The following is a 24,766-nucleotide window of genomic DNA, read 5'->3' as shown; positions in this document are numbered from 1 at the left end:
TGGAAATCATTCGGTTCAGGTCATTCAGGAACATGCCCGGGTCGCCCATCGGTAGGCGACCCATTTCGATCTTTCGCACTTCACTTATCTTTCTAGGCATGGGTTAAGGTTTGGTTTGCAGGTGTGAAATATTCTACTCGCTTTATCATATTAGGTATATCAAGCAGTTTTAGCACGTCCACTACTAAGTATCTTCATACCCTGAGAAAAATCCTCAGAGTTGAACTTCATAAACCAAGCATCAACCTGAACAGGACTGAACCGCAGCACCTCACTCAGCTTCGAATGTGGAAACTGATAGTCTGCCATCCACTTCCTGATAGTACCAGACTTTACCTTAAACCTTTCGGCTACCTCATCAATAGTTAGCCACACTTCAGCATTTTTTCTGCCGGAGTTTTCTTTCAGGCCCTTAGCCACAAACTCAAGCAACTCCAGTTGCTCAGGCGGCAGGCTAATAGCGATTAATTGCGGAGTAGCACCCATCATTCTATCAGTTCATGAGTTAAGACCAAACGGTCAATTAGCTTTTTATAAGGAGGTTTAATGATTTGTCGACCTTTTCGTAGGTTATAAAGTACCTGGTCAGATACCCCATTTTGTCTGAAGAATTCACGGAAATCCTCAAATTTTTTAGGGTACTTCAAAAACAGGGCTTCCAGCCTGTTAGGGGTTTCTACTTTATCCTCGAGTAAAATCCCCTTATTAGCAACAATAGGTTTTGTTACTTCCATTTTTTTACATATTTTGCTTGCAAATCTGCAAGCGATTTGGCTTGATTGAACAAAGTAAGGAAATGTCATTATTAAAAACAAGTAAAAACTTGTTTTTAATTAAATTTATTTTTCAGGTATGCATATTGGCAAGATTATCAAGCAGAAACTTGATGAAAAAAGATATTCTCAGAAAGACTTAGCGGAATATCTAAAAATCACACCACAAGCTGTGCAGTCACTATTAAATACCGAAAACCCAAGGATGGATACAGTTATAAAAGTGTCTGAATTTTTTGGGATAAGTTTAAATGAGTTGATAGGTTCTGAATCAAATCAGGTAAATGAGCAGACCCATCAATATGACCTTTTGCTGGAGAATCAAAAGCTTCAGCAAAAAATAATAGAGTTACAAGAGAAATTAATTAACACACAAGCTGCTGACCTTGAAAGATTAAAAAATGATAAGAAGTCTGTGGCTGATATCTAATTGACTATGGAATACGAAAACTGCCCATGCTGTGGTAAAAAGATTCAAACTAAAGGCTTATTTGGTCTGAATGCTCTTTATTATGATGACCTTGAATTTATAAACATATTCAATGGAAATAATTTTCCAGCCTATTGTGAAGCATGCAAATCTGTTAACTTCAATAATGCTAGCAAGAAGTTTTTAACGGAATTAAAAGAAAATCAACAAATACAAAATGAAAATATTGGTGAAGTCCCATGTATCAATATACCTTCGCCAATCACCTGGAATTATGATGTATTAGAAATCGTAACAGGACAATCTACAATGGGTACCGGATTTGTAAGTGAACTTTCATCAGGATGGAATGACTTGTTCGGTCTCGAGTCCAGAACTATGAATTCAAAAATATCAGCAGGAGAAGATAATTGCATGAAAATGCTTAGAGCAAAAGCTATTGGCTTAGGTGGCAATGCAGTTATTGGTATTGATATAGATTATGCAGAAGTAGGTTCATTAAGAGGTATGATAATGGTTTGTGCAACCGGAACTGCCGTAAGAGTTAAAAATCTGGAGGTATTTTCAGAAGCAAAAATCGAGAGCTTAAAAAAGCTTCAAACTAGTTTTGAACGTATGAAAATATTAAATAAATATAAGAATGTGGCTAATTATCTAGCATAGTTTCTGATTTTTTATCATTAACGATAATCACTTATGTTCAATTTTTTCAAAAGCAATAAAGAAAAATCTTCAGGTGTTTTCATTCCCAAGGGAGCATCATTCATTGAGGTAGAACGGGAATTTAAAATCAAATCATTTAATGAGATAGCAAAAGATTTAGGCTATCATCCTGATATGCTGAATTCATATTCTGGCGGTTATTTTGAAGACAAAGAAATCTACACAGTAGCATTCAAGCAGTTTACAAAAGACATAGCCTTTGTCTCAACTAATGAAACAGTTATTTCATTAGACAGAAAAAGGGTTGAAAGATTTTTAAAAAAAATAGACTTCGATTTTGAATATGATGCTCCTAATGTAGAAGATATATTAGAGAGAGCCATAGAGAATAAATCGCTGAGTGTAGATTATTTGCAAGAGGTTTTAGGATTAAATGACAACTCACCTGATGGTATCTTATATAGTGAAAGGTTAGGCTATTATTTACATTTTAACGATGGTTATTTATCCGATTATCAGCCAGCAGATGGTTTAAATGAATGGGCTAAAGATTGGAAGCAAATCAACCCTGGATTTATTTTTTCCTATGAAAAGGAAGCCCAATATTATTGGGGAGAAAATAATACTCAAAAAATCTTGCAGGAAATAAATACTCAAGCAGAAGCTTACGCTGACACCCCTGCATCCTTTCAAAATCCAAACATAGAACTGCATAGAAGCAAATTTGGCAATATCAATTTCTGGAACTTATTAGTGGTTCATCATGGCAAAAAAGTGAGTCTGAAAGAGTTTCTGGAAATAAATCATGGTAGATATAAATTTCTTGGTAAAAGCGATGATTTGGACAACTATCAAGTGGGTAACAACATTTTTACATTCGATGAAGATGGAAATATTATAGTTGCCTACAACTTTTAAATTCTGAAATTTTACAGGGAAACATATATGCTAGATATTTAACTAATTTATAGTCAATCCATTAGAGTGATTTCGTAAAATCCCCGGCGAGGTCACTATCACATCTTGCTTTTAGTCTTTTGTGAATTTTGCAAAAGCATTATTCCTCCTCCACCGCAAAAGCCTCCTGCAAGAGCGCCTTTAATAATTGCTCCGTAGCCGCCTGATTAGCCAGCACATGCGCCTTTAATTGTTTGGTCTTTTCTAACTGATTTTCTATTTCAGCTACTATGCGTTTTTGCTCGGATAGGGGTGGGAGAGCAATAGGGATTATATTTAAGTTCCCCTGACTTAATTTAGGTTGAAATCCACCTGTTACAAACGGTTTTAAATCTATTGAGTTAATAAAATAGCTTAAATAATCTAATGTGGTTCTATCAGTAGTTTGGAGTACATGTGCATGATTATTAACCCAAAATTTCCCTTTTGCAATAAATGCAATAGGTGTAGAACGACTGATTAAATTAGCACCATCTTCTCCAATAAGCAGTAATTCCCCTTCATGTGTGAACCCATCAATTTTGTCAATTACCCCTGAAGCTCCATAATAATCAAAGATTTTCTTTCTCTTTTCTCGGTCTGCTTGAGAAATAGGTTTTCTATCTCCATCTAAATTAATACTCATCTCCCCCAACCTACACCAAACCCAACTCTCAGGAATTTCAAAAGGGATTTCTTCCGGTTTAATGGGTGGTAAGGGTTTTTCTTTTTTGCCTGATTTCGCCTTTTCTTCTTTTATCCGTTTCAACAACTCGCTGGCAGGTTCATCTGTCGGGTCTTGTGGCACTAATTTCCCTTGAACCGCCTCCTGCAAAATAGCTTGATTCAGGTTTTCTATGAGGGTGAGTTGTTCTGATATTAAAGCAGAACTTTCTAGTGTTAATATTTGAGATTTATGAAGCTTAATTATTTTATTTTCAATCTCACTGTTAAAATAAAATCCATTGGGTTTTAAATTATTATTTTCTAAATCAGTAAGAAATTCAATTATTCTATCTTGTTCAGTCAAAGGTGCAAGAGGTATTAGAGCCATTTCTCCTTCTTTAGTGCCAAGACGCGGCATTTTCATGCCTTTTGTGACACTATTAACATACTTTAAAAAATCTAATCTTTTTAACGCAAGTCTAAAATAGAAAGGATTTATTCCACCATAACATTCTAAAGGCAATATCTCTGTCGTACAAACACCATCCTCATCTGCTACAATTACCTTATCTAAATATGGACGAAGTTTAGAATAAAGAACCTGTCCACTTTTAAAAATACTTTTTGTGCTTAATGAATTTCTTTCTTCAAATCTAATTTTGTGAATTAAATTTGATGTCCCCTTCTCAATATCTTCTAAATCTAAGACCCAAGTATTATTCGTCAAATCTGATGGTTCGGCTTTTGGACTACTACCATAATTGGTAATTTCTCCTAACCTACACCAAACCCAATTTTTAGGAATTATGTATGGTATTTCGTTCGGTTTAATTGGTTGTACCGGAATTAATTTTAATTTGGTTCTTTCCTTTTTAATATTTTGAAGTAATTCAAAAGCGTTTTCTTCTCTGAAAGAATTTAATTTCCCCAATTCTATAATAATAGTTTGAAAGTAAGCACCCGCATTCTTTTGAAAAATTTCCTGCCAATCCTGAGTAACATTTCCTGAATTAGCTTTTCTTCCTCTGCTCATATTTAGTTTTTGTCTAATTCAGCTAATATTTCCAATGATTTGTTAAAAGAATGTTGAAGCTTTTCAATAATCCCCTTCCTATCATAAACAACCTCATCCACGACCTTATTCGGGTTCTTAATATCCAGGTCATAGCCACGCTCAACAATCGTATCCATAGATACTTTCCAGGCTACTTCGCTTTCAGTCCGGTTGTTCCACCATTGTTTGATGGGGTCAAATTCTTCTACCCTTATGCTCTTGGTTTTGCTGTACGCTTTTTGTCCTTCGGGTAGTGTATGCTCATAATACCAGATTTCTTTGGTCGGCGAGCCTTTATCGAAGAAAAGTAGATTGGTGTTTACGGTGGCATACGGTGCGAAAACTGATTGGGGCAAACGGATAATGGTGTGCAGGTTACATTCTTTCAGCAAGCGTTCGCGTACCCGTTGTTTCACGCCTTCACCTGTCAGGCTGCCATCGGGTAGCACAATGCCCGCCCGTCCGTTATGTTTCAGCAGGTGTATCATCAGAATCAGAAACAAATCGGCACTCTCTTTGGTACGGAAATTCGCCGGAAAGTTCGTTTCATTATTATTGGCTACAATGCCCCCGAATGGCGGGTTAGCCAGAATCACGTTTACGCGGTCGCGTTCCGTAAAATTGCTCAAAGGCTGGTCAAGGGCATCGCCAAAGCGGATGTTCGGTACTTCAATATCGTGCAATATCAGGTTGGTGGTAGCCAGCAGAAAGGGGAGGGGTTTATACTCCCAGCCTGCTATGTTTTCGGCAATGCTCTTGTGCTGGTCTACGTTTCTGGCCTGTTTTTTCAGATGCTCAATGGCGCAGGTCAGGTAGCCGCCCGTGCCACAGGCAGGGTCAAGGATTCGTTCGCCCAGTTGCGGGTTTATGATGTCGGTAATAAACTGCGTAATAGCCCTTGGCGTATAAAATTCACCGCTTTTGCCTGCACTTTGCAGCTCTTTCAGCATCGTCTCATACAAGTCTCCGAACGCATGGCGGTCTCTGGCTATATTAAAGTCAATCTCATTGAGTTTATTCAGCACCTTGCGGATATTCGTGCCGCTTTTCATGTAGTTGTTGTTGCCCTCAAATACCTCACGCACAATCAAAGCCCGTCGGTTGCCCGCAGAAACATCAATATTGCGCAGAGCCGGAAAAAGCTCCCGGTCTACAAACTCCAATAATCTATCACCCGTAATGCCCTCATCGTCAGCCGCCCACTTGTCCCAATGGAAATGCGCGGGTATCGGGCTTGTATAAGTATCGTCTATGAGTTCGAGTTCTTTGTCTTTATCCGAGAAAATTTTAAAGAAAAGCATCCAGCCTAACTGCTCTATCCGTTGGGCATCACCGTTGAGGCCGGTATCCTGCCACATAATATCACGTATGCTTTTAAGTGTTCCTGAAATGTTGGTCATTGGGCGTTATTCTGATATTTGATTAGTGGTAATATTTGATTAAGTTTGGCAATAATGGTTTCGTTGTCTGTATCAAATGGGGATTTTTGTGATTCCCAGACGATATATCCTCTATCATTTCCTTTCGGCTGCACTCGGATTGGCTGATTATTCTTAAAATACTCAAGGCTATGCAATAAATCCCATCTATTTACATTTTTACTTCTTCTGATCCATATTTCAATATAAACATTTTTTAGTTCAAAAAAGCAGTCAACAGAAACCATAGTATTATAGTCGTCTTTTAATGATATATCATGTACCAGATCCATTTTTTCCCAAATCCATTGGGTTGTATTTTCAGGTATATTGATTGCGCCTTTAATACTGAGAATTTTTTGATATATTTCTTTTTTTACTTCTTCATATACTTTATTAATTGTCCTGATGTTATCTTCATTATCAATTACAAAGTTAATTACATTTTTATCCATAGTTTTTACGACGTTTAGGTTTTCCATAGATGCTATAAAATCAATAAAGTATGTAAGGTATTTAGTATCAGCTTTCATCGCAAATTCGCCCAGATTCGCTTTTATGCACTGAAATAATTCTGTATAGGAAACCGACCTAAAGCCGTGCTGTGGATTATCCTTAATACATTTTTTATCCCCTGCCAAAGTATCCGGCAAAGCTTCTGCATTGATTTTTTCGGGTGAAAGTAAGACATATAAAATTGTTTTATTTTTATATGAATGATTGGCGTAATTAATATAGGCCTGTAATTGATTTGTAAGATGATGATAAATTTTGTTTTCAATAATAATAACCGCTTCATCAAGGTTTATTAATAAATCTATGCGTTTGGTATCAAAAGTACCAACTTCTCTTTTTACTTCTTTCGTTTCCGTTAATCTTTCTGAAAGCGTTTGTTCTCCTATCAGAGATAATAACGATTTTATGATGAGATTCCCGAGGCCATGAGGTTGGGTGGTATCCATATAAAAACGTAAAATATTGCTACATACGTTTTCATAATGAGGATATTCTGTAATTTCCAGAAAAGTAGGATTTTGTATTTTTACAGGCGGTAGCTTCTCAAATTGCTCAATCAGGGTTTTTAATATTTCTTTTTCAGTCATACAATCATGCAGTTTTATAAATTTCAGTCTCTAATTCTTTTATCGCTTGCAGGTACTTAGGTCTGCCACTAAAGGCGGTAACTATTTCGTAGGTTGAGCCAAAATAGCTGAGCGGCTGTCTCCTTGTTTTCAATGTTTTTCTATCCTCTTTCAAAAAGGTAGTCACCGTAGCGTCTACCTTTTTGTATGCCTTTTCCTTTTCGGGCAATTGTGTTATACAAATGCCAAGACATACAGGTCAACCAATCGGGCGTTCCCAACAGGATGTCTCTGAATTTCCGATTTAGGCTGGTATTTTCAAAGTATTTCGGCAGGTTTCTGGTAAAATCATACTATTGCCTACAATTTTGCCCGATTCACGCTCACGCAGTCTTATAAATCTCAGCCTCCAGTTCTTTAATGGCCTGCATGTATTTAGGTTTGCCACCAAAGGCCGTAACGATTTCGGTGGTTGAACCAAAATAATTGAGCGGCTGTACTTTCAATACTTCCATGTTTTCAAGGTTATCTACCCCTTCTTCTCCATATTTTTCCAGCAATGCCTCCAGTATTTTTCGTGCCTGTTCGCCATATTTCGTAAAATAATTACGCTTTTTTACATTATTTACTCTATCCTTGCGGCTGAGCATAGGCTGGTCAAAAGCGATATGGCAGATGAGGTCAAATAAATCATAGTCAGTTTCTACCACTTCTTTCAGTAAGTCAGCAGAAATCCCCTGTTCTGCCAGTTCTGCAAGAATAGCCTCTTTTCTGTCAAGTGCATTCCATTTATTCAGAAAATCGTCCAGCGAGTTGTACTGTGCCTGAATAATATCTCTGGTATACTCTTTCAGGGTTTTGGTAATGGGTTTGCCGTTAGTATCAAAAAACAATTCCCTTTCGTTCAGTAAGGTTACATCAACCCCATTCACAAAAACCTTGGTGCGTTTCTGGCTTGGGCTAAAAAAATCTTTGGTTTTATAGCTCTCTTTGGTCTCATTCACCAGATTGGTTAAAACCGCTGCCTCTTCGGGCGTATATATATCCGAAACGGGTGCATCCGGGTCATTTTCTTCGGCCACTATTGCCTCAAAGTCTGTTGCATCGGTAATTACTTTTTTTCTGATGGGCTCGTCGTCAAAGTCTTTATCAGCAAACAATTCAGTCGCATTTCTGAAATCCAGAATCGTAAAATACCGTTTGCCGTATTCTTCCTTGATGCGCGTACCTCGCCCGATAATCTGTTTAAACTTGGTCATCGAGGCAATGTTGGCATCCAGCACAATCAGCTTGCAGGTCTGGGCATCCACTCCGGTAGTCATCAGTTCAGAGGTGGTGGCTATCACCGGATAAGTCTCCTGTGGATTCGTGAAATTTTCCAGTTCACGTTTACCTTCCTCATTATCGCCCGTAATGCGCATCACATATTTTTCATTGGCCCGGCAAAGGTCAGCATTCTGCCTCACCATCTCCGACCGCATTCTTTCGGCATGCTCAATGTCTTCGCAGAAGATAATCGTTTTCGAGAAGCGGTCAGTAGCTTTCAGGAATTCAGTTACCCGTTTAGCCACTTTTCGGGTGCGCTCTTCAATCACCAGATTCCGGTCAAAGTCTTTCAGGTTATAGATTCTGTCTTCAACAGCCATGCCTTGTTTATCTACCTTATCTTTTTCAGGCCGCCATTGCTCAGCGCCCGAATTCATGCCAAACTGTATTTTATAGACTTTGTAGGGCGCCAGAAAACCATCTTCTATGCCTTGTTTAAGCGAGTAGGTATATACGGGCTCTTTAAAGTATTCAATATTGCTCGTTTCTTTGGTTTCTTTAGGTGTAGCCGTTAAACCAATTTGTGTGGCGTTGTGAAAGTAAGCCAGAATCTCACGCCAGGCGCTATCTTCTTTGGCGCTTCCCCTGTGGCACTCATCAACGATAATGAGGTCGAAGAAATCGGGCGAGAAATCTTTATAAGCATCTTCTATGCCTGTTTCATTGGTAGTGAGACCCTGATAAAGTCCTAAAAAAACCTCATACGCTTTATCAGAAGAGTCGATGCCTTTTTTCTTTGAAGAAACCAACTGGTCTTTGCCATCACCGTTCGTCACCACTTTTTTTCGGATGATGGTCATTTTATCTTTAAAATGCTTGAAATCACCTTTGCGGGTCTGGTCAATCAGGGCCGTGCGGTCGGCCAGAAACAGGATTCGTTTTTTCACACCTGCTTTCCACAGTATATAGGCTATCTGAAAGGCCGTGTAAGTTTTGCCCGTACCCGTAGCCATAATCAGCAGAATCCGGTTTTCGCCTTTGGCTATGGCCTGCACCGTGCGGTTTATAGCCATTTGCTGGTAGTAGTGTGGGCGCCTGTCACTACCATCTGAATAATATTTCTGGAGGGCTACTTTTTCGGTAATGGGCGTATCAATACCTCTAAATGTTTTGTATTTGAGCCAGAGTTCTTCTGGTCTCGGAAATTCGTCCAGACCGATTTCTGTCTCTATGTTTTCATCATTGGCTGTTTTGTCATGAAACAGAAACGCATCGCCGTTACTGGCAAAAACACACGGAATATCGAGCATACGGGCATATTCCATTGCCTGTTGCATACCGGCCCCTACCGCATGATTGTTGTCTTTGGCCTCAATTACCGCAACCGGAATGTCGTTATAATAAAGAATATAATCTGCTCTTTTGTTGGCAGCTCTTGTAGCAAGCGGCCCTTTTACAATTATTTTACCAGCAGTAACTTCTTCCAGATAATGTATATGCTTGTCCCATCCGGCTTTTTCAATAGCGGGTGTAATATACTTGGTACAGATGTCTCTTTCAGAAAGTTTTTTCTTATCAAGCATTTCTTGCAAAGGTTTAGAAGAGTAGCAAAATCGTTTTAAGATTTACTTTTTTAGTCAACGCAGAGGCAGCAAATTTTTGAAACAGAATCAGCCATTTTTTAATCAACCTAACTAAGCAGTAAAACCGGATTTAAACTTAATCAAATTTTATGATTTTTTACAATGTTTGCCTTTATTAGGTTGGGATATAATGTATTTGACCTGAGCAGCGTAGTATTTATTAAGAAAAAAGGCTCTCTCATTTTATTTTTTGAGAGAGCCTTGCGAAACTAACTATTCCACTCCGAAGGATATTTGCCGAATGTTTCGAAGAACATTTTTGAGAAGTAGGATAAGTTCTCAAACCCAACCTCATACCCCACATCTGACACGCTGACTGATTTGTTTCGCAAAAGTACAGCCGCTTTTTGTAAGCGATAGTTACGTATAAACTCTATGATATTCTGGTCGGTGATGGCTTTCAGCTTTCGGCGCAATTGTCCGGCGGTCATGTTCACTGCCTCAGCCAGCAGATTGGTATTGAAATCAGTATTTTGCAGATTTCTGTCAATAATAGCATAGAGTTTTTGCAAAAACTGTTCATCCAGATTGATGGGCTTTGCTTCTTTTGCAGGCAATGGTTCAACAATAGGCTGCGCATATTTTTGTTGCAGTGTCTGCCGGATATGAATCAGATTTCGTACTCTGGTTTGTAACTCTTCTGTATTAAACGGTTTAGCCAGATAATCATCGGCTCCCAGTTCAAGCCCTTCCAGGCGGTCTTCAAGTGTGGCACGGGCTGTGAGCAAAATTACCGGAATATGATTGGTGCGGATATCAGACTTCACCAGTTTGCAGAATTCAAAACCATCCAGACGCGGCATCATCAGGTCACAAATCACTAAATCAGGGATAAACGCTACTGCTTTTTCGAACCCATCCTGCCCGTCAACAGCCTCTACAATCTGATAAGTCAGTTCAAAATGACTTCTGATATAAGCCCGTAAATCTTCGTTATCTTCAATAATCAATAAAATCGGTTGCTCTGCATCAATCGGGTTTTCAATAGATTTTGGGTGAGTGTGTGTATGAATGATGATGGTTTCAGATTCTGGTGTTTCATTCGCATTAGTCGATAGAATAAGTGGCTCCTGGCTGATGAACTCCCGCCATGTGTTTCTGTCAGTCGGGATGGTTACCGTAAACATTGTGCCCACGCCTGCTGTGCTTTCTACCTGAATTCTGCCTTTCAGCACATCTACCAGTTCTTTTACCAATGCCAGGCCAATACCCGTGCCCTCGTAATTTCGGGTATAGCTTTTGAGTGAGGTACTATCTTCTACCTGATAGAAGCGGTCGAAGATAAACGGGAGCCGTTCGGCCGCTATACCAATGCCTGAATCTTGTATGGTAAGGGTAAAATCTTTGTCTGAATAGCTGGTTTTAATGGTAATTTTGCCTTTTTCGGGGGTAAACTTAAAGGCATTTGATAATAAGTTGCTGACAATTTTTTCGAGCTTATCGGCATCAAAACAGGCTATATAGGTGTTAATAGACTTATCGTATTCAAAGCTGATGTGTTTGCTTTGCGCAAGCGATTCGAAAGAGGCTTGCAGATGCCTGATAAAGGCTGCCAGGTCTCCTTCCTGTATCTGAGGCTTCATTTTTCCGGCTTCCAGTTTCGATAAATCCAGAATCTGGTTAATCAGGTTCTGTAGCCTCACCAGATTGCGTTGCATCACACCAAACATGGGTTCGTTTGGATATTTTTTACTGAAATCAGATAAAGGCGCCGACAATAGTGTGAGAGGCGTGCGGAACTCATGCGAGATATTGGCAAAGAAGCGCGTTTTGAGCGTATCCAGTTCGCTCAGCCGCTCAGCTTCTTTCAATTCAAACGAGAGTTGCTGCGCCAGTTTGTTTCTTTTGAGCCGCTGGTAATTATAAATAAAGTAAGCACCCACAATTACCACAATAAGCAGAAGCGTAACAAATAGTATCCAGAATCGGGAGTTCCGTGCCTGTGTATTAGCCAGCTCGGCCTGAAGTTTAAATTTCTCAGATTCAAATCTGGCAGAAGCCTCATTGGTTACCACCTTTAATTCCTGCTTGTTTAACTCTGATATAACCTTGTTGTATAACCTTTCATGCAGGAATGCACTTTTATAATCTCCCAGAAGCGTATCCGCAATCATGCGGTTTTTGTAAATTACTTTCAGTGCATGATTAACCAGATAAGGGGTTTTCCCGTTTTCATAAAACTTCAGCTCATTTATGGCTTTGTTGTAATAGAGCTGTACCTTTTCACGATTGTATTTCAGACCTTCAATCAGGCAAAGGTTGCCGTATACTTTAGCAATATCATCAGCCCCATCGGGTGCATAATGTGACCTGATCTGCAATTCTTTCAGAAAATAAGGCTCTGCCTGCAACGGATTCGGCAAATGATTCAGAAATATCTCCCCGATATTGCCGCTCAATGAACCTATTCTGACACTATCTTTTTTTAGCTTTACCTGTGCTATTCCGAGTTTATTGTATTTAATGGCTTCGGCATACTGTTTTTTTTCTACAAGGCATTTGGCCAGAGTCCGGTAAAAAAGTATCCGCTGAATATCTATCGGGTCTTTATGTATATATTTTTCACCCTCTTTCAGATACCGGAGTGATAAATCATAGTCGTTGACCCTGTCGTAATAATATTGCCCCAGGTTAGATAATTTATTTGCCGCAAACAGCACATTTTCATACCCCAGTTTTCGGTTAATCAAATCAGCGGAAAGAAAATGGTTAATGGTTCTGCCGGAGTCATCCCGTTCGTAATAAGCGGCTACACCCATCATATTCTCAAGACTGGCACTGAACATTTCGGTAAGTGGGGTAGGAGGCAATTTTCTGAATTCTGACCGAACGTTTACAAAGTAGTCGTAGAGGTTTTTTCTTTTCTTCTGCTTGCCACTCAGATAATAGGCACCTTTCAGATAATTGGCAAAAATACCCAGTAGAGGGTCTTTGGTTTTCAGTGCATAATTCTTTATCTGTTTTATATCTGCAAATACTGTAATACTATCAGCTATGTCGCGAATCAGGGCTTGTCTTACTTCCAGGCTGTCAAAGCGCGCTTGTCCGCTCAAACCCAGATAATTACTAACATCTTTTTGTCCTGATGAGGGTATCGGAAGTATTAGTAACAGAGTCAGAGAAAAAAGCAGATGAGCTAAAATAACAGCAAGACGCATGAGTATAAAAAAATTACGTTTGGGTTAAATTCAGACTTTAGATTAGTACTCTTACAAAGATAATCAGAATGCAAAGTGTCTGTGCCTATACGTAACTGAATAAGTTTTATTCATCAATTCAATTATTCTTTCTGATAGTGATTCCTTCCTTTCTCTACTTCTGATAAACTATTTGGCTGCCGTAAATTCTGCTAAACTACACAAGCCCTCGAAAAAAGAAAATGCTGATCAGTATAGGTTTATCCACTTTTCAATATCAAAGTTAAGCATAGAAAAAATGAATTGAAAAAAATAAGGGCATGAGTTATTGAGTGGTAAAAACAAACAAAAATAGCTATAAAACTCCCCGGAAATGGCGGAATGTAAAAAAAGAGCTAGAGAATGACAATTTTGAGTTAGCCGCTGCAGAAGGTTTCAGACTAGTTTTGAAAGCCCAAAATAAACCCATAATACCCTCAAAATATGGAGACTCAAGAATCTCTTATTCGCCTTGGCTGGCATACCAAAATTGACCCGAATACCATCTTGTTTATGAAAGCCGACAGCAATTACACAGAAGTTCATCTCAACGACGGAAACAAGATTCTTTCAGCTACCAATCTGGGAAGTTTAGCCAAACGTCTGCCCGAGGGGCAATTTATCAGAGCCAATCGGTCGGTATTGATTAATCTTGATTTCCTGACCGACTATCAGAGAAGAGGAAAGGCCATCACGCTCAATAATAATGAAGTGATACTGGTATCAAGAAGAAGAACCAAACAGGTAACCAGAAGCATCAATACATATTAATATTAAATAAATGAAGCTGAAAAACAAACAGCTAAAAAGACCTTTCGTGGTAGAAAGAATGGATTCGGAGGGAGTTCCTGACGAGGAATTTCTCTCCGGTCTTTACATCTCCTGCCATACATTAACCCAAAAACTTTCTGCCATTATGAAAAAAAACTTTTACCATTTTATCCTGTTTTTTACAGTTATTTCTTTCGGGTTCGTAGGAAGTATCAAGACCTATGCACAAAGCTGGAAAGCTCCGACAGAAATTGCCAATTCTAACTATATTGTACCCTATATAAATGATGGTTATTTCACGAGTACTAACGAAGGGTGGATGGCCGCTAATCGTGGAAATATACTGCACACTACTGACGGAGGTGCCACCTGGAGAAATCAAACCACAGATATCACTAGAGATTTATTCGGAATACACTTTGTAAGCAGTACACAGGGCTGGGCTGTAGGAGCATCGGGTACAATTCTGACAACTAACAACGGTGGCACCACCTGGACAGCCCAAACCTCAGGCTCAACACGTGATTTGTATGGGGTTTACTTCACTTCAAGCACACAAGGTTGGGCAGTAGGGGGCTTCGGTACTATACTTACTACATCAAATGGCGGTGCTACCTGGACAGCTCAGACCTCTGGCATTACAAATGGCTTACGTAAAATAACATTTGTTTCTGGCACAAAAGGTTGGGCTGTGGGTAACAATGGTAAAATTGTTACGACCAGCGATGGCGGAAGTACCTGGAGTGCTCAGACTTCAGGTATTACCCAGCAATTAAATGGTGTTTCGTTTACTTCTGCTACCAATGGTTGTGTAGTAGGCAATGAGGGTAAGATACTTACCACTACCAATGGAGGCTCGACCTGGACGAGCCAGAACTCTGGTTCTGGTGTTAATTTATCTGGGGTTCATCTAAGCTCAACTACAGATGGCTGGACAATGGGAGACTATAATACGATACTTAAAACTACCAATGGTGGTGTAACATGGACCGAACAGCTAACTGAATACAATTTCCATAGTTTTGTAAAAGCCTTTTTTATGAGCCCTACCAAGGGTTGGGCTTTCTCTACCAATGGAAGAGTGTTAACTACTAATGACGGAAATTCCTGGACACAACTCGTCAGTGGGTCTGCCTCTTACTTATGGGAAATTTTCTTTATAAATGACTCAGTTGGTTGGGCAACAGACTCAGAGGGAGCTATTTATAAAAGTACAGACGGCGGTATTAACTGGACTGAAAAAACTTCGGGTACCACAGAGTCGCTCTTTTCGGTGCATTTTATCAATGAAACGCGTGGCTGGGCGGTTGGAGATAATGGAACAATTATTACCACCAGTGACGGTGGAGATACCTGGACTGCTCAGACCTCAGGCACAACCATTAATTTAAAAAGTGTATATTTTACAGATGCTCTCAAAGGCTGGGCAGTAGGTTACTCGGGTAATATCTTCAGAACTATTAACGGAGGGGCTACCTGGACAAGCCAGAGTGCCGGGGGTAATGTTAGTACAATTTATAAAATTGGCTTTGTTGATGCTTTAAACGGTTGGGCAGCGGCTAATTCAGGTAACATGATTATCACTAATGATGGCGGTAATACGTGGTTAATACATAATGTAGGCCTGAACGTACATTTATTTGGAAGTCATTTTGTGAGTGCAACGCATGGCTGGGCCGGAGGTGATTATTTTAGTAACGGGGTTGTATTCAAAACCACAGATGGCGGAAATACCTGGAGTAGCGGATACACGGGTTATACCCAAGGAGTTTCTAAAGTTCATTTTGCTAATACTGACGTCGGCTGGGCTTTATGTGGCCAGGGCGTGCTGCTTAATACCACTAACGGGGGCTCAAACTGGACTAGTCAGCCGATCAATGTTTTTAGTGCGAGTAATATTTTTTTCAGAAGCGCCACTAAAGGGTGGGTAATCGGGCAAGATGGGTTCCTGAATTTATATACAAATGATACGGCCACCGCAAGCGAGATAAATGTGAAAGGTAATAATACCTCTATTACAAGCGGAGATACTTCGCCTGTTACCAATGACGACACTGATTTTGGTTCGCAATCGGTGGCTTCGGGTACAATTGTCAAAACTTTTACTATCGAAAACACAGGTACAGCGGTATTAAATCTGACAGGCACACCTAAAGTAAGTATTTCAGGTACAAATGCAAGCGATTTTACAGTTAGCGTTCAACCGGCTTCATCGGTAGCGTCTAATAGTACCACAACTTTTGAGATAACATTCGACCCTTCAGCCGCCGGAGCGAGAACAGCCACAGTGAGCATCGCCAATGATGATGCCGATGAAAATCCTTATAGTTTTGCTATTCAGGGCACGGGTATTACTACCGCCAGTACCACTACAGCCCTTACCTCCAACAACAACCCGGCAAGTGTAGGGGGTAATATACAGTTTACGGCAACAGTAACACCAAATACTGCCACAGGTACTGTTACCTTTAAAGAGGGTACCACTCCATTAGGCACAGCAACCCTGAGCGTTGGAGAGGCTACATTTAATACTGATTTACTGACGGTTGGTACACATAGTATTACAGCCGAATATAGTGGTGATGCTTCCAATGCTGCCAGCACTTCAGGTGCTGTTTCGCAGGTGGTCAATGCACTGACAGCTCCTAATCTGAGTTTTATCAGACAAATAGCAGGTAAAGATAATAACTCTTCAAGTATTTCTTATGCCAATGCGACTGATGCCTCAGGGAATGTGTATATAACTGGCTATTTTACAGGTACAGTTACTTTAGGCAGTACTGTATTGACCAGTACAGGTGCACGAGATATATTTATAGCTAAATACAATGCCTCCGGTGATTTGCAATGGGCTAAAAGAGCAGGCGGAAGTGGGGATGATTCTGGTTGGGATATAGAAATATCAGGCTCAGATATGTATTTGATAGGCAGATTTACTAACACGGCCAATTTTAATACCCCCTCATCTTCAGGTAGTAATGAAATTACCAGCGCAGGGAATTCTGATATTTTTCTGGCCAAATATACTACTTCGGGAGAAATTCAGTGGATAAGAAGAGCCGGAGGAGTTGGTCTTGATGAGGCAAGAGGAATTGGCATCCTGGGCACAGATATTTACATAACAGGTATTTTTGAAGGTACAGCCAATTTTAATACTCCCTCCACAACAGGAAGCAATGAAATAACCAGTGCTGGTAGTAGCGATATTTTTCTGGCTAAATATAATAGTTCAGGAAATATCCAATGGATTAAAAGAGCCGGAGGTTCAGGAGATGATAATGGTCAGGGTCTGGCAGTTTCTTCCACAGATATCTATTTAACAGGTTATTTTTCCGGAACAGCCAATTTTAATACTCCCTCCACAACAGGAAGCAATGAAATAACCAGTGCTGGTAGTAGCGATATTTTTCTGGCTAAATATAATCCATCAGGTGATGTACAATGGCTGAAAAGAGCAGGCGGAACTGACTATGACGGAGGGATTGGTATTACCACTGCTGGTACTGATATTTATGTGACAGGTTCTTTTCATGAAACAGCCAATTTTAACACGCCCTCAGCCTCAGGGAGTAATGAAATTACAAGTATAGGAAGTTCAGATGCATTTATAGCTAAGTACAATAGTTCCGGAAACGTACAATGGCTCAAAAGAGCAGGCGGCTCTCAACCTGAAATAGGAAAAGATATCAATGTTTCAGGGACTGATATATATGTGGTAGGTCGTTTTACAGGAACAATGAATTTTAATACTCCGTCGGCTTCTGGTACTAATCAACTTACTGCCACAAATACATTTGATATTTTTCTGGCCAGATACAATCTATCAGGAGATTATATTGCAAGTAAAAGAATGAAAGGTATTTTAAGCGATTTACCTATTTCGTTTAGTTTGTTTAACAACAACGTATATATTTCCAGCGCTTTTACAACTATTGGTAACTTTAATACGCCATCGGCCTCAGGTAGCAACGAGTTGAAAGCAGTGGGTACAGTGGGTGGTGCAAACGCTTTTCTGGCCAATTACACTTTTGAGCCGCTTATAAGCCCAACCACCACCACCCTCACCTCCAACAACAACCCGGCCAGTGTAGGGGGGAATATACAGTTTACGGCAACAGTAACACCAAGCACGGCTACAGGTACGGTTATTTTCAGAGATGGTGGTAGCAATATAGGTACTGCTGAGTTGAGCAATGGTGTAGCTAAATTCAGTACCGATTTACTGACGGCTGAAACACATAGTATGACAGCCGATTATCTGGGTGATGTCTCCAACTTGCCCAGCACTTCAAGCCCGCTTTCGCAGGTTGTCAATCCACTTACTGAGCTGAATCTGGGTTTTCTCAGACAACTGACAGTTAATGCCCCTTCTTCCATAAGCAATCCTCTGGCTACAGCTACTGATGCATCAGGCAACGTGTATGTAACCGGGTATTTTAATAACAGTGTTACCATGAGAGCCACTACTCTGACCAGTAGCGGAGCTGATGACATCTTTTTAGCCAAATACGATGTTGCAGGAAATTTGCTTTGGGCCAGAAAAGCCGGAGGTACCACTAGCGATAGAGCTTATGGGATAGCAGTATCGGGTTCGGGTGTATATGTTACGGGTATATTCTCCGGAACTGCCAGTTTTAATACGCCTGCATCTGTAAGTACTTATGAAGTAACCAGCGCCGGCGGAGGTGATATCTTTGTGGCCAAGTATACTGATGCGGGAGAGATTCAGTGGGTCAGAAGAGCCGGAGGTGCAAATGATGATATTGGAAACGGAATAACTACTTTAGGAACAGATGTTTATGTTTCAGGATATTTTGAATCAACAGCCAATTTTAATACGCCTTCCAATGCAGGTAGTAATAGTATCACGAGTGATGGTGACAGAGATCTTTTTATTGCTAAATTCTCTGATTCTGGTGCCTACCAATGGGCTAAAAGAGCCGGTGGAACCAATAGTGATATAGGAAACAAAATAGTAGCCACAGCTACCGATGTCTACTTAACAGGAAGTTTTTCAGGCACAGCCAATTTTAATACGCCTTCATCAACCGGGTCTAATGTGCTGACCAGTGCCGGGTCTAACGATATATTCGTAGCAAAATACAATCCTTCAGGTACAGTTGAATGGATAAAAAGAGCAGGTGGTTTAGGTTCTGATACTGGTTATGGAATAACCACAACAGAAACTGATGTGTATGTAACAGGTTATTTTTCGGGTACTGCCAACTTTAACACGCCTTCGGCTTCAGGCGCTAATGAGCTTGTCAGTGCAGGCGATTATGACGCATTTATGGCCAGATATAATCTTTCGGGAGATGTACAATGGCTCAGAAGAATGGGGGGGACAGGGACAGATACAGGCGTGGGTATAGGGGTTTCGGCTTCAAATGTTTATCTGGCAGGTATTTTTTCAGGTAGTGCTAACTTTAATACTCCTTCGGCCGCAGGTACAAATGAAGTAGTCGGCCAAGGAACTCTAAGCCATTTTCTGGCAAAGTATACTATTACGGGTGATTATGTACTTGGTAAGATTGCAGCTGGGCCTGGTGCAGTTGCTACTAATGCTTTTTCCCTATCAGGCAATAATATGCACGTGGCTGGCACTTTTGGTGGAACAATGAATTTTAGTACGCCTTTGTCAAGCGGAAGTAATCAGCTGGTATCTATCGGCACAGCAGAGGGTTTTCTGGCCAGGTATAACTTTATCTCAACCACTACTACCCTCACTTCTAATAACAACCCATCAAGTACAGGAGCTAATGTGCTATTAACGGCTTCAGTATTGCCGTTTTCAGCCACAGGTACTATTACTTTTAAAGAAGGCTCTACCGTCTTGGGTACAGCGCCTCTGAGTTCCGGTGCAGCAAGATTGAATACTGATTTACTGACACTGGGTACACATACGATTACTGCAGAATACAGTGGTGATAATTTGCATGATGCCAGCATTTCAAATACTGTTTCGCAGGTGGTCAATGCACTTACTGAGCCTCAGCTCAGCTTTATCCGACAGTCTGCTTCTGCTGGAACACAATTTAACAAAACTGTTATGGATGCTTCCGGTAATATTTATGTTGCAGGACTATTCAGCGGAACTACTACCCTTAGCGGCACTACTCTTCAAAGTGCAGGAAGTTACGATATTCTGGTTGCCAAATTTAACTCTTCAGGTGTTTTACAATGGGCAAAAAGAGCCGGAGGAACAGGGGATGACCGGGCCTATAGCTTGGCGGTATCGGGGACTGAGGTATACGTGACAGGAAGTTTTGCAGGTACAGCTAATTTCAATACGCCATCAGCAAGTGGGAGTAACGAATTGGTAAATTCAGGAAGCGATGGTTTTATTGTGAAATATAACGTTTCGGGTGATGTTCAATGGATTAAGAGAACGGGTGGGTCTGGCAGAGGAATTACCCTATCGGGAACAGACATATACGTGACCGGAGATTTTGCAGGTACTGCCAATTTTAATAACCCATCAGCTTCTGGTAGTAATGAACTCGTAAGTGCCGGGCTAAGCGACGTGTATCTTGCCAAATATAATACATCAGGCGATATACAATGGGTTAGACGAGGCGGTGGCACCGGAACTGAAATAAGCTATGGCGCAATTGTGGCATCGGGAAGTGATATTTACATAGCAGGAGCTTTTGAAAGTACATCCAACTTTAATACACCTTCCAATGGTGCCACTAATGCGGTCACGAGTGCAGGGGTTTCGGATATTTTCTTAGCTAAATTTAACTCATCCGGCGTTTGCCAATGGGCCAGAAGAGGAGGCGGAACAAATAACGATTATGCGTATGGAGTGGCTGTCATGGGAACTGATGTATATGTTGGTGGCGTATTTTTAGGTACAGCCAACTTTAATACCCCATCAGCAAGCGGCACTTTCGAAATTGTAGATGTATTAAATGGAGATGCTTTTTTAGCAAAATATAACGCTAGTGGTGCTATTCAATGGGTTAAGAGAGCAGGAGGGTTATACCTTGAAGGCGCTACAGATATAAAAACATCTGATACAAATATATTTATGGTAGGTGCTTTTGGTGACACCGCCAATTTTAATACCCCGTCTGCCGGTGGCAGTAACGAAATTGTATCTGCCGGACAATTAGATGGCTTTCTGGCAGTATACGATGCATCCGGTAATGTAAACAGGCTCAAAAGAATGGGAGGTATAGGGATTGATAAAGCGAGTAGCGTTGCAGTATCGGGTAACAATGTTGTAGTTGTGGGCAGTTTTAGTAGTAATATTAATTTTAATAACCCTTCATCAATCGGTACCAACGAGTTGGTAGGGATAAATTCAAGTGAAGCCTATTTAGCAAAATATACGCTAACCTCCATTGGTAGCACTACTACACTCACCTCCAACAATAACCCATCGAATGTAGGCGATAACGTACAATTCACAGCTACCCTTACACCGGGCATCGCCACAGGCACAGTAACATTTAAAGAAGGTGCAACGGTTCTGGGTACTACCACCATAAGCGGTGGAACAGCTACTTTAACTATTAATACCCTCACAGCCGGAACTCATGCTATCACGGCCGAGTATAGTGGTGATGGCGTTTATGATAGTAATGTATCAAATACACTTTCGCAGGTAATCAATTGCACTGCCCCGACAGGCACTGCTAATGCAACTATTTGTAGTGGTTCAACAGCCTCATTAAGTGCGACATGTGCCGCAGGAACAGTAAGCTGGTATAATTCAAGCAGTAGTACCATACTTTCTACTGTTTCACCATTTGTTACTCCACCCTTAACCACTGCTACAACCTATAACGTTCGTTGTGAAACTGTTGGATGCAACAGCCCCTTCGTCAGCGTGAATGTAACAGTAAATGCTGCTCCTAATACAACTATTGGTTATCAGTCCCCTGCCATTTGTAAAAATGCAAGTACTACCGATATTGTGCGTTCGGGTACAACAGGAGGCACATTCAGCTCGAGTCCAAGTGGTTTATCACTCAATAACAGTACGGGCCGTATTACGCCGGGTACCAGTACAGCAGGCGCCTATACCGTTACGCTCACTATAGCTGCATCCGGAAGTTGCCCTGTATATACGGCAACAACCGCGATAACCGTTACTGCCGTACCAAGTGCAACAATCGGATATGCAAGCAATGGTTTTTGTACCACGCAGGGTGTTCAGAATGTAACCCGGACAGGGACGGCCGGAGGTACTTATTCTGCTCAGCCGTCAGGTTTGACAATTGATGCCAGCACAGGACAGATTACACCTTCTACAAGTACACCTAATAATTATGTAGTTTATTATAGTATCCCTGCAACAGGTGGCTGTGCTGCCTACCAGACAAGTACTAATGTTTCAATCGGGACACCAGCCAGCGCCACAATTGCTTATACAGGTTCACCCTTCTGTACTACCTCTTCGGTTAAAACCGTTAGTCGCACAGGTACAGCCGGGGGAACATTCAGCTCAAGCCCCTCTGGTTTAACTATCAGTTCAGGTAATGGGCAGATTACGCCTGGTACAAGTACACCTAATACCTATACAGTCACCTATACGATAGCAGCCAGTGGAGGGTGCCCGGCTTTTACTACTACCACAAGCGTAGCAGTTTCAGCAGCGCCCAGCGCCACAATCAGCTATGCGGCCAACAGTTTTTGTACGAACGAAAGCCCAAAAAGTGTTTCAAGAACCGGTACATCTGGCGGAACTTACTCCGTTCTTCCATCAGGGTTGACAATTAATGCCAGCACAGGTGAGATTACACCAGGTACCAGTACACCCAATGATTATACTGTTTACTATACTATTTCGGCTGCCAGTGGATGTGCTGAATTCCAGACTTCTTACAATGTATCAATCAGGCAGGCACCTAATGCCACGATTAGTTATAGCGGTACACCGTTCTGTAGTACTTCTGCACCGGTGACTGTAAACCTGACAGGTACAGGCGGAGGCACTTTTACGTCAAGCCCTTCGGGACTGAGTATTAATGCAGGTACAGGCCAGATTACTCCGGCAAGTAGCTCACAGGGCAATTATACCATTACTTATACTATCGCTGCCAACGGTGGCTGTGCTGCCTTTACCAGCACAGCAAATGTGGCTATTTCTACTGTACCCAATGCAACAATTGTGTATACGGGTACACCATTCTGTGGTGCTACCAGCCCTATTGAGGTCAGTCGGACAGGCACAACCGGAGGTACTTTTACCTCAAGTCCGGTGGGTTTAACAATTAATCCTGCTACCGGACAAATTACACCCGGAACCAGTACGATGGGTACTTATACTGTTACGTATTCGATTTCCGGAGCCTGTCCGCTATATACTGCTACTACGAATGTAAGCCTTAATGCATTACCAGGTGTGCCAAATAGTGTTGCTACCAATACCAATTTAATATGTGGTAGTGGAAGTGTATCCCTTTCTGCTACTTGTAGTAGTGGTACTTTAACCTGGTATAATCAGTCTACCGGAGGAACTTCTTTAGGAACAGGCTCACCTTTCAGCCAGACACCGACTGCTACCACTACTTATTACGCAGCCTGTAACAATGGTGCTTGCGAAAGTAGCCGGGTTGCAACTGCTCCAGTAGTGGTTGAGCGGGCAAACATAGGTTATGATACCCCATTTAGTGAGACCGGAGATAATTTTCCGGGATACTTAGTGCAAAATTACTTATTTGGGTACAAGGTCAGTATTACGAAGCCTATCAGGGTCGATTCTGTTTCGGCAATCTTATCGCAGAATATCAACGGTGGTGCAAGAATCCGTTTTGCTATTTACTCTGATGTCAATAATGTCCCTGCGAATCTCTTAGGCAGTTCTTCAGGCAATTCTCTGGAAACCACTCCAACTCTGAATGCCGGACTAAACAGTTTTCCTCTGGATAATCCGGTTACACTGAATTGCGGTGATTATTGGATTGCTTATATAGTGAAAGCAGGTGTAAGTAATGGTGAATCTTTTTTGCTGAATCAGCAACTGCCTAATCCGACTTTCTATATTCCATTAAATTTTGCGAATGCATTTCCTGCCACCATTAATGCGCAAAGCGTGAGTAGTAATGCCAATAATGTGCATAATATCTATCTCTCAGGAGTACCAGATTGCGGCCCTGATGCCCCAACCAATATTTCGGTTTCTACTACCTCAGCCTGTTCAGGCGCAAGTATAATTTTGTCTGCCACTTGTAGCTCAGGTGTAGTACAATGGTATAATACCCAGACCGGAACTACAGCTATCGGCACTGGCAGTGGACTTTCGGTAGTATTAACCAACAATACCACTTATTATGCCTCTTGTAAAGCTAGTGGATTGGAGGGATGTAGATTGCCTACTTCTCTGGTAAGTGTAACACCTGCTCCCGCACTAACGGCTGGAGCTGTGACTTCACCATCATTTTGTGGTGGAACAAACGGAAAAATAGCTTTTACAACAGCCTTGGCTAATGGTTCTTATACGATTACTTTTACAGGTGCAGGAAGCCCGAAAACAATTAATGTGCTGAATGGCGCATTTGAGTTAACCGGGTTATCAGCAGGCACATACAGCGATTTTGCAATCACGGCCTCAGGTTGTACAAGTAGAGATGCAACGAGTAAATCCATTGCAGACCCAAGTGCCCCAGCCGCGCCAGTTATTACTGCGCCAAGTCCAAGGGTTGTGTGTGCGCCAAATACCTTAACCTTAACCGCCAGCGGTTGTGGTGGCACAGTAAACTGGTCAACAGGAGCAACAGGTACAAGTCTGATCCTTTCAAGTGTGGGAACTTATAGCATTACAGCCACTTGTACAGTTAATAATTGTGTTTCTAATGCCAGCAGTCTAGTAACTGGTTTAGAAATTCTTGCTCTGCCAAGTGCACCAACTATTGTTGCACCCAATCCAAAAGTAGTA

Annotated in this window: 13 protein-coding genes; 5 read left to right on the top strand and 8 right to left on the bottom strand. The window is 41.1% G+C overall.

All coding sequences use genetic code 11. The annotated features are described in order from the left end of the window. Positions 1 to 159: 159 nt before the first annotated feature. The gene (locus ACYVFA_RS19710) at positions 160 to 489 is read right to left on the bottom strand and encodes a helix-turn-helix domain-containing protein (RefSeq protein WP_460473569.1); all 330 of its coding nucleotides are present in this window, start codon (positions 487 to 489) and stop codon (positions 160 to 162) included. Next, positions 486 to 734 carry a hypothetical protein gene (locus ACYVFA_RS19705; RefSeq protein ID WP_460473568.1) on the bottom strand — a complete coding sequence of 83 codons (249 nt, stop codon included), beginning with the start codon at positions 732 to 734 and terminating at the stop codon, positions 486 to 488. The genes ACYVFA_RS19710 and ACYVFA_RS19705 overlap by 4 nt, the downstream gene beginning before the upstream one ends. Before the next feature lie 118 nt (positions 735 to 852). Between ACYVFA_RS19705 and ACYVFA_RS19700 the strand changes: the two genes are divergently transcribed. The 3 genes from ACYVFA_RS19700 to ACYVFA_RS19690 are packed head-to-tail and all read left to right on the top strand — an operon-like array spanning position 853 to position 2,784. Then, complete coding sequence (locus tag ACYVFA_RS19700; RefSeq protein ID WP_460473567.1) at positions 853 to 1,203, top strand: helix-turn-helix domain-containing protein; 351 nt, start codon at positions 853 to 855, stop codon at positions 1,201 to 1,203. 6 nt (positions 1,204 to 1,209) lie between these two features. Beyond that, positions 1,210 to 1,866: a YbjQ family protein gene (locus tag ACYVFA_RS19695; RefSeq protein ID WP_460473566.1), complete on the top strand. Its 657-nt coding sequence runs from the start codon at positions 1,210 to 1,212 to the stop codon at positions 1,864 to 1,866. A 33-nt stretch (positions 1,867 to 1,899) separates the two neighbouring features. Then, positions 1,900 to 2,784 (top strand): 4a-hydroxytetrahydrobiopterin dehydratase family protein, encoded by an 885-nt coding sequence (locus ACYVFA_RS19690; RefSeq protein ID WP_460473565.1) that lies wholly within the window; start codon positions 1,900 to 1,902, stop codon positions 2,782 to 2,784. Between the two features lie 139 nt (positions 2,785 to 2,923). Here ACYVFA_RS19690 and ACYVFA_RS19685 read toward each other — a convergent pair whose 3' ends face one another. From ACYVFA_RS19685 to ACYVFA_RS19660, 6 genes are all read right to left on the bottom strand, one after another. Then, positions 2,924 to 4,501 carry a restriction endonuclease subunit S gene (locus ACYVFA_RS19685; protein ID WP_460473564.1) on the bottom strand — a complete coding sequence of 526 codons (1,578 nt, stop codon included), beginning with the start codon at positions 4,499 to 4,501 and terminating at the stop codon, positions 2,924 to 2,926. Positions 4,502 to 4,503: 2 nt separating this feature from the next. Beyond that, positions 4,504 to 5,922 carry a class I SAM-dependent DNA methyltransferase gene (locus ACYVFA_RS19680; RefSeq protein WP_460473563.1) on the bottom strand — a complete coding sequence of 473 codons (1,419 nt, stop codon included), beginning with the start codon at positions 5,920 to 5,922 and terminating at the stop codon, positions 4,504 to 4,506. Further along, positions 5,919 to 7,043, bottom strand: coding sequence for a PDDEXK-like family protein (locus tag ACYVFA_RS19675; protein WP_460473562.1), 1,125 nt, complete (start codon positions 7,041 to 7,043; stop codon positions 5,919 to 5,921). Before ACYVFA_RS19675 ends, ACYVFA_RS19680 begins: the two co-directional genes overlap by 4 nt. A gap of 4 nt (positions 7,044 to 7,047) precedes the next feature. Next, complete coding sequence (locus tag ACYVFA_RS19670) at positions 7,048 to 7,176, bottom strand: hypothetical protein (protein ID WP_460473840.1); 129 nt, start codon at positions 7,174 to 7,176, stop codon at positions 7,048 to 7,050. A 229-nt stretch (positions 7,177 to 7,405) separates the two neighbouring features. Then, the gene (hsdR, locus tag ACYVFA_RS19665) at positions 7,406 to 9,871 is read right to left on the bottom strand and encodes a type I restriction endonuclease subunit R (RefSeq protein ID WP_460473561.1); all 2,466 of its coding nucleotides are present in this window, start codon (positions 9,869 to 9,871) and stop codon (positions 7,406 to 7,408) included. A 269-nt stretch (positions 9,872 to 10,140) separates the two neighbouring features. Further along, positions 10,141 to 13,089: a hybrid sensor histidine kinase/response regulator transcription factor gene (locus tag ACYVFA_RS19660; protein ID WP_460473560.1), complete on the bottom strand. Its 2,949-nt coding sequence runs from the start codon at positions 13,087 to 13,089 to the stop codon at positions 10,141 to 10,143. Positions 13,090 to 13,551: 462 nt separating this feature from the next. Between ACYVFA_RS19660 and ACYVFA_RS19655 the strand changes: the two genes are divergently transcribed. Beyond that, entirely contained in the window at positions 13,552 to 13,878 is a 327-nt protein-coding gene (locus ACYVFA_RS19655; RefSeq protein WP_460473559.1) for a LytR/AlgR family response regulator transcription factor, read from the top strand. 10 nt (positions 13,879 to 13,888) lie between these two features. Beyond that, the coding region (locus ACYVFA_RS19650; RefSeq protein WP_460473558.1) for an Ig-like domain repeat protein at positions 13,889 to 24,766 on the top strand (10,878 nt) is incomplete at its 3' end.

The sequence above is a fragment of the Emticicia fontis genome (assembly GCF_054779675.1).
The sequence above is the reverse complement of the archived record's forward strand: the minus strand, read 5'-3'. Positions and strand labels throughout refer to the sequence as shown.

Bases quoted from the DNA above. Each gene is read 5' to 3' on its own strand.
- ACYVFA_RS19675 (WP_460473562.1), bottom strand. From the start codon at position 7,043: ATGACTGAAAAAGAAATATTAAAAACCCTGATTGAGCAATTTGAGAAG.
- ACYVFA_RS19680 (WP_460473563.1), bottom strand. From the start codon at position 5,922: ATGACCAACATTTCAGGAACACTTAAAAGCATACGTGATATTATGTGG.
- ACYVFA_RS19700 (WP_460473567.1), top strand. From the start codon at position 853: ATGCATATTGGCAAGATTATCAAGCAGAAACTTGATGAAAAAAGATAT.
- ACYVFA_RS19710 (WP_460473569.1), bottom strand. From the start codon at position 489: ATGATGGGTGCTACTCCGCAATTAATCGCTATTAGCCTGCCGCCTGAG.
- ACYVFA_RS19660 (WP_460473560.1), bottom strand. From the start codon at position 13,089: ATGCGTCTTGCTGTTATTTTAGCTCATCTGCTTTTTTCTCTGACTCTG.
- ACYVFA_RS19705 (WP_460473568.1), bottom strand. From the start codon at position 734: ATGGAAGTAACAAAACCTATTGTTGCTAATAAGGGGATTTTACTCGAG.
- ACYVFA_RS19685 (WP_460473564.1), bottom strand. From the start codon at position 4,501: ATGAGCAGAGGAAGAAAAGCTAATTCAGGAAATGTTACTCAGGATTGG.
- ACYVFA_RS19695 (WP_460473566.1), top strand. From the start codon at position 1,210: ATGGAATACGAAAACTGCCCATGCTGTGGTAAAAAGATTCAAACTAAA.
- ACYVFA_RS19690 (WP_460473565.1), top strand. From the start codon at position 1,900: ATGTTCAATTTTTTCAAAAGCAATAAAGAAAAATCTTCAGGTGTTTTC.
- hsdR (WP_460473561.1), bottom strand. From the start codon at position 9,871: ATGCTTGATAAGAAAAAACTTTCTGAAAGAGACATCTGTACCAAGTAT.
- ACYVFA_RS19655 (WP_460473559.1), top strand. From the start codon at position 13,552: ATGGAGACTCAAGAATCTCTTATTCGCCTTGGCTGGCATACCAAAATT.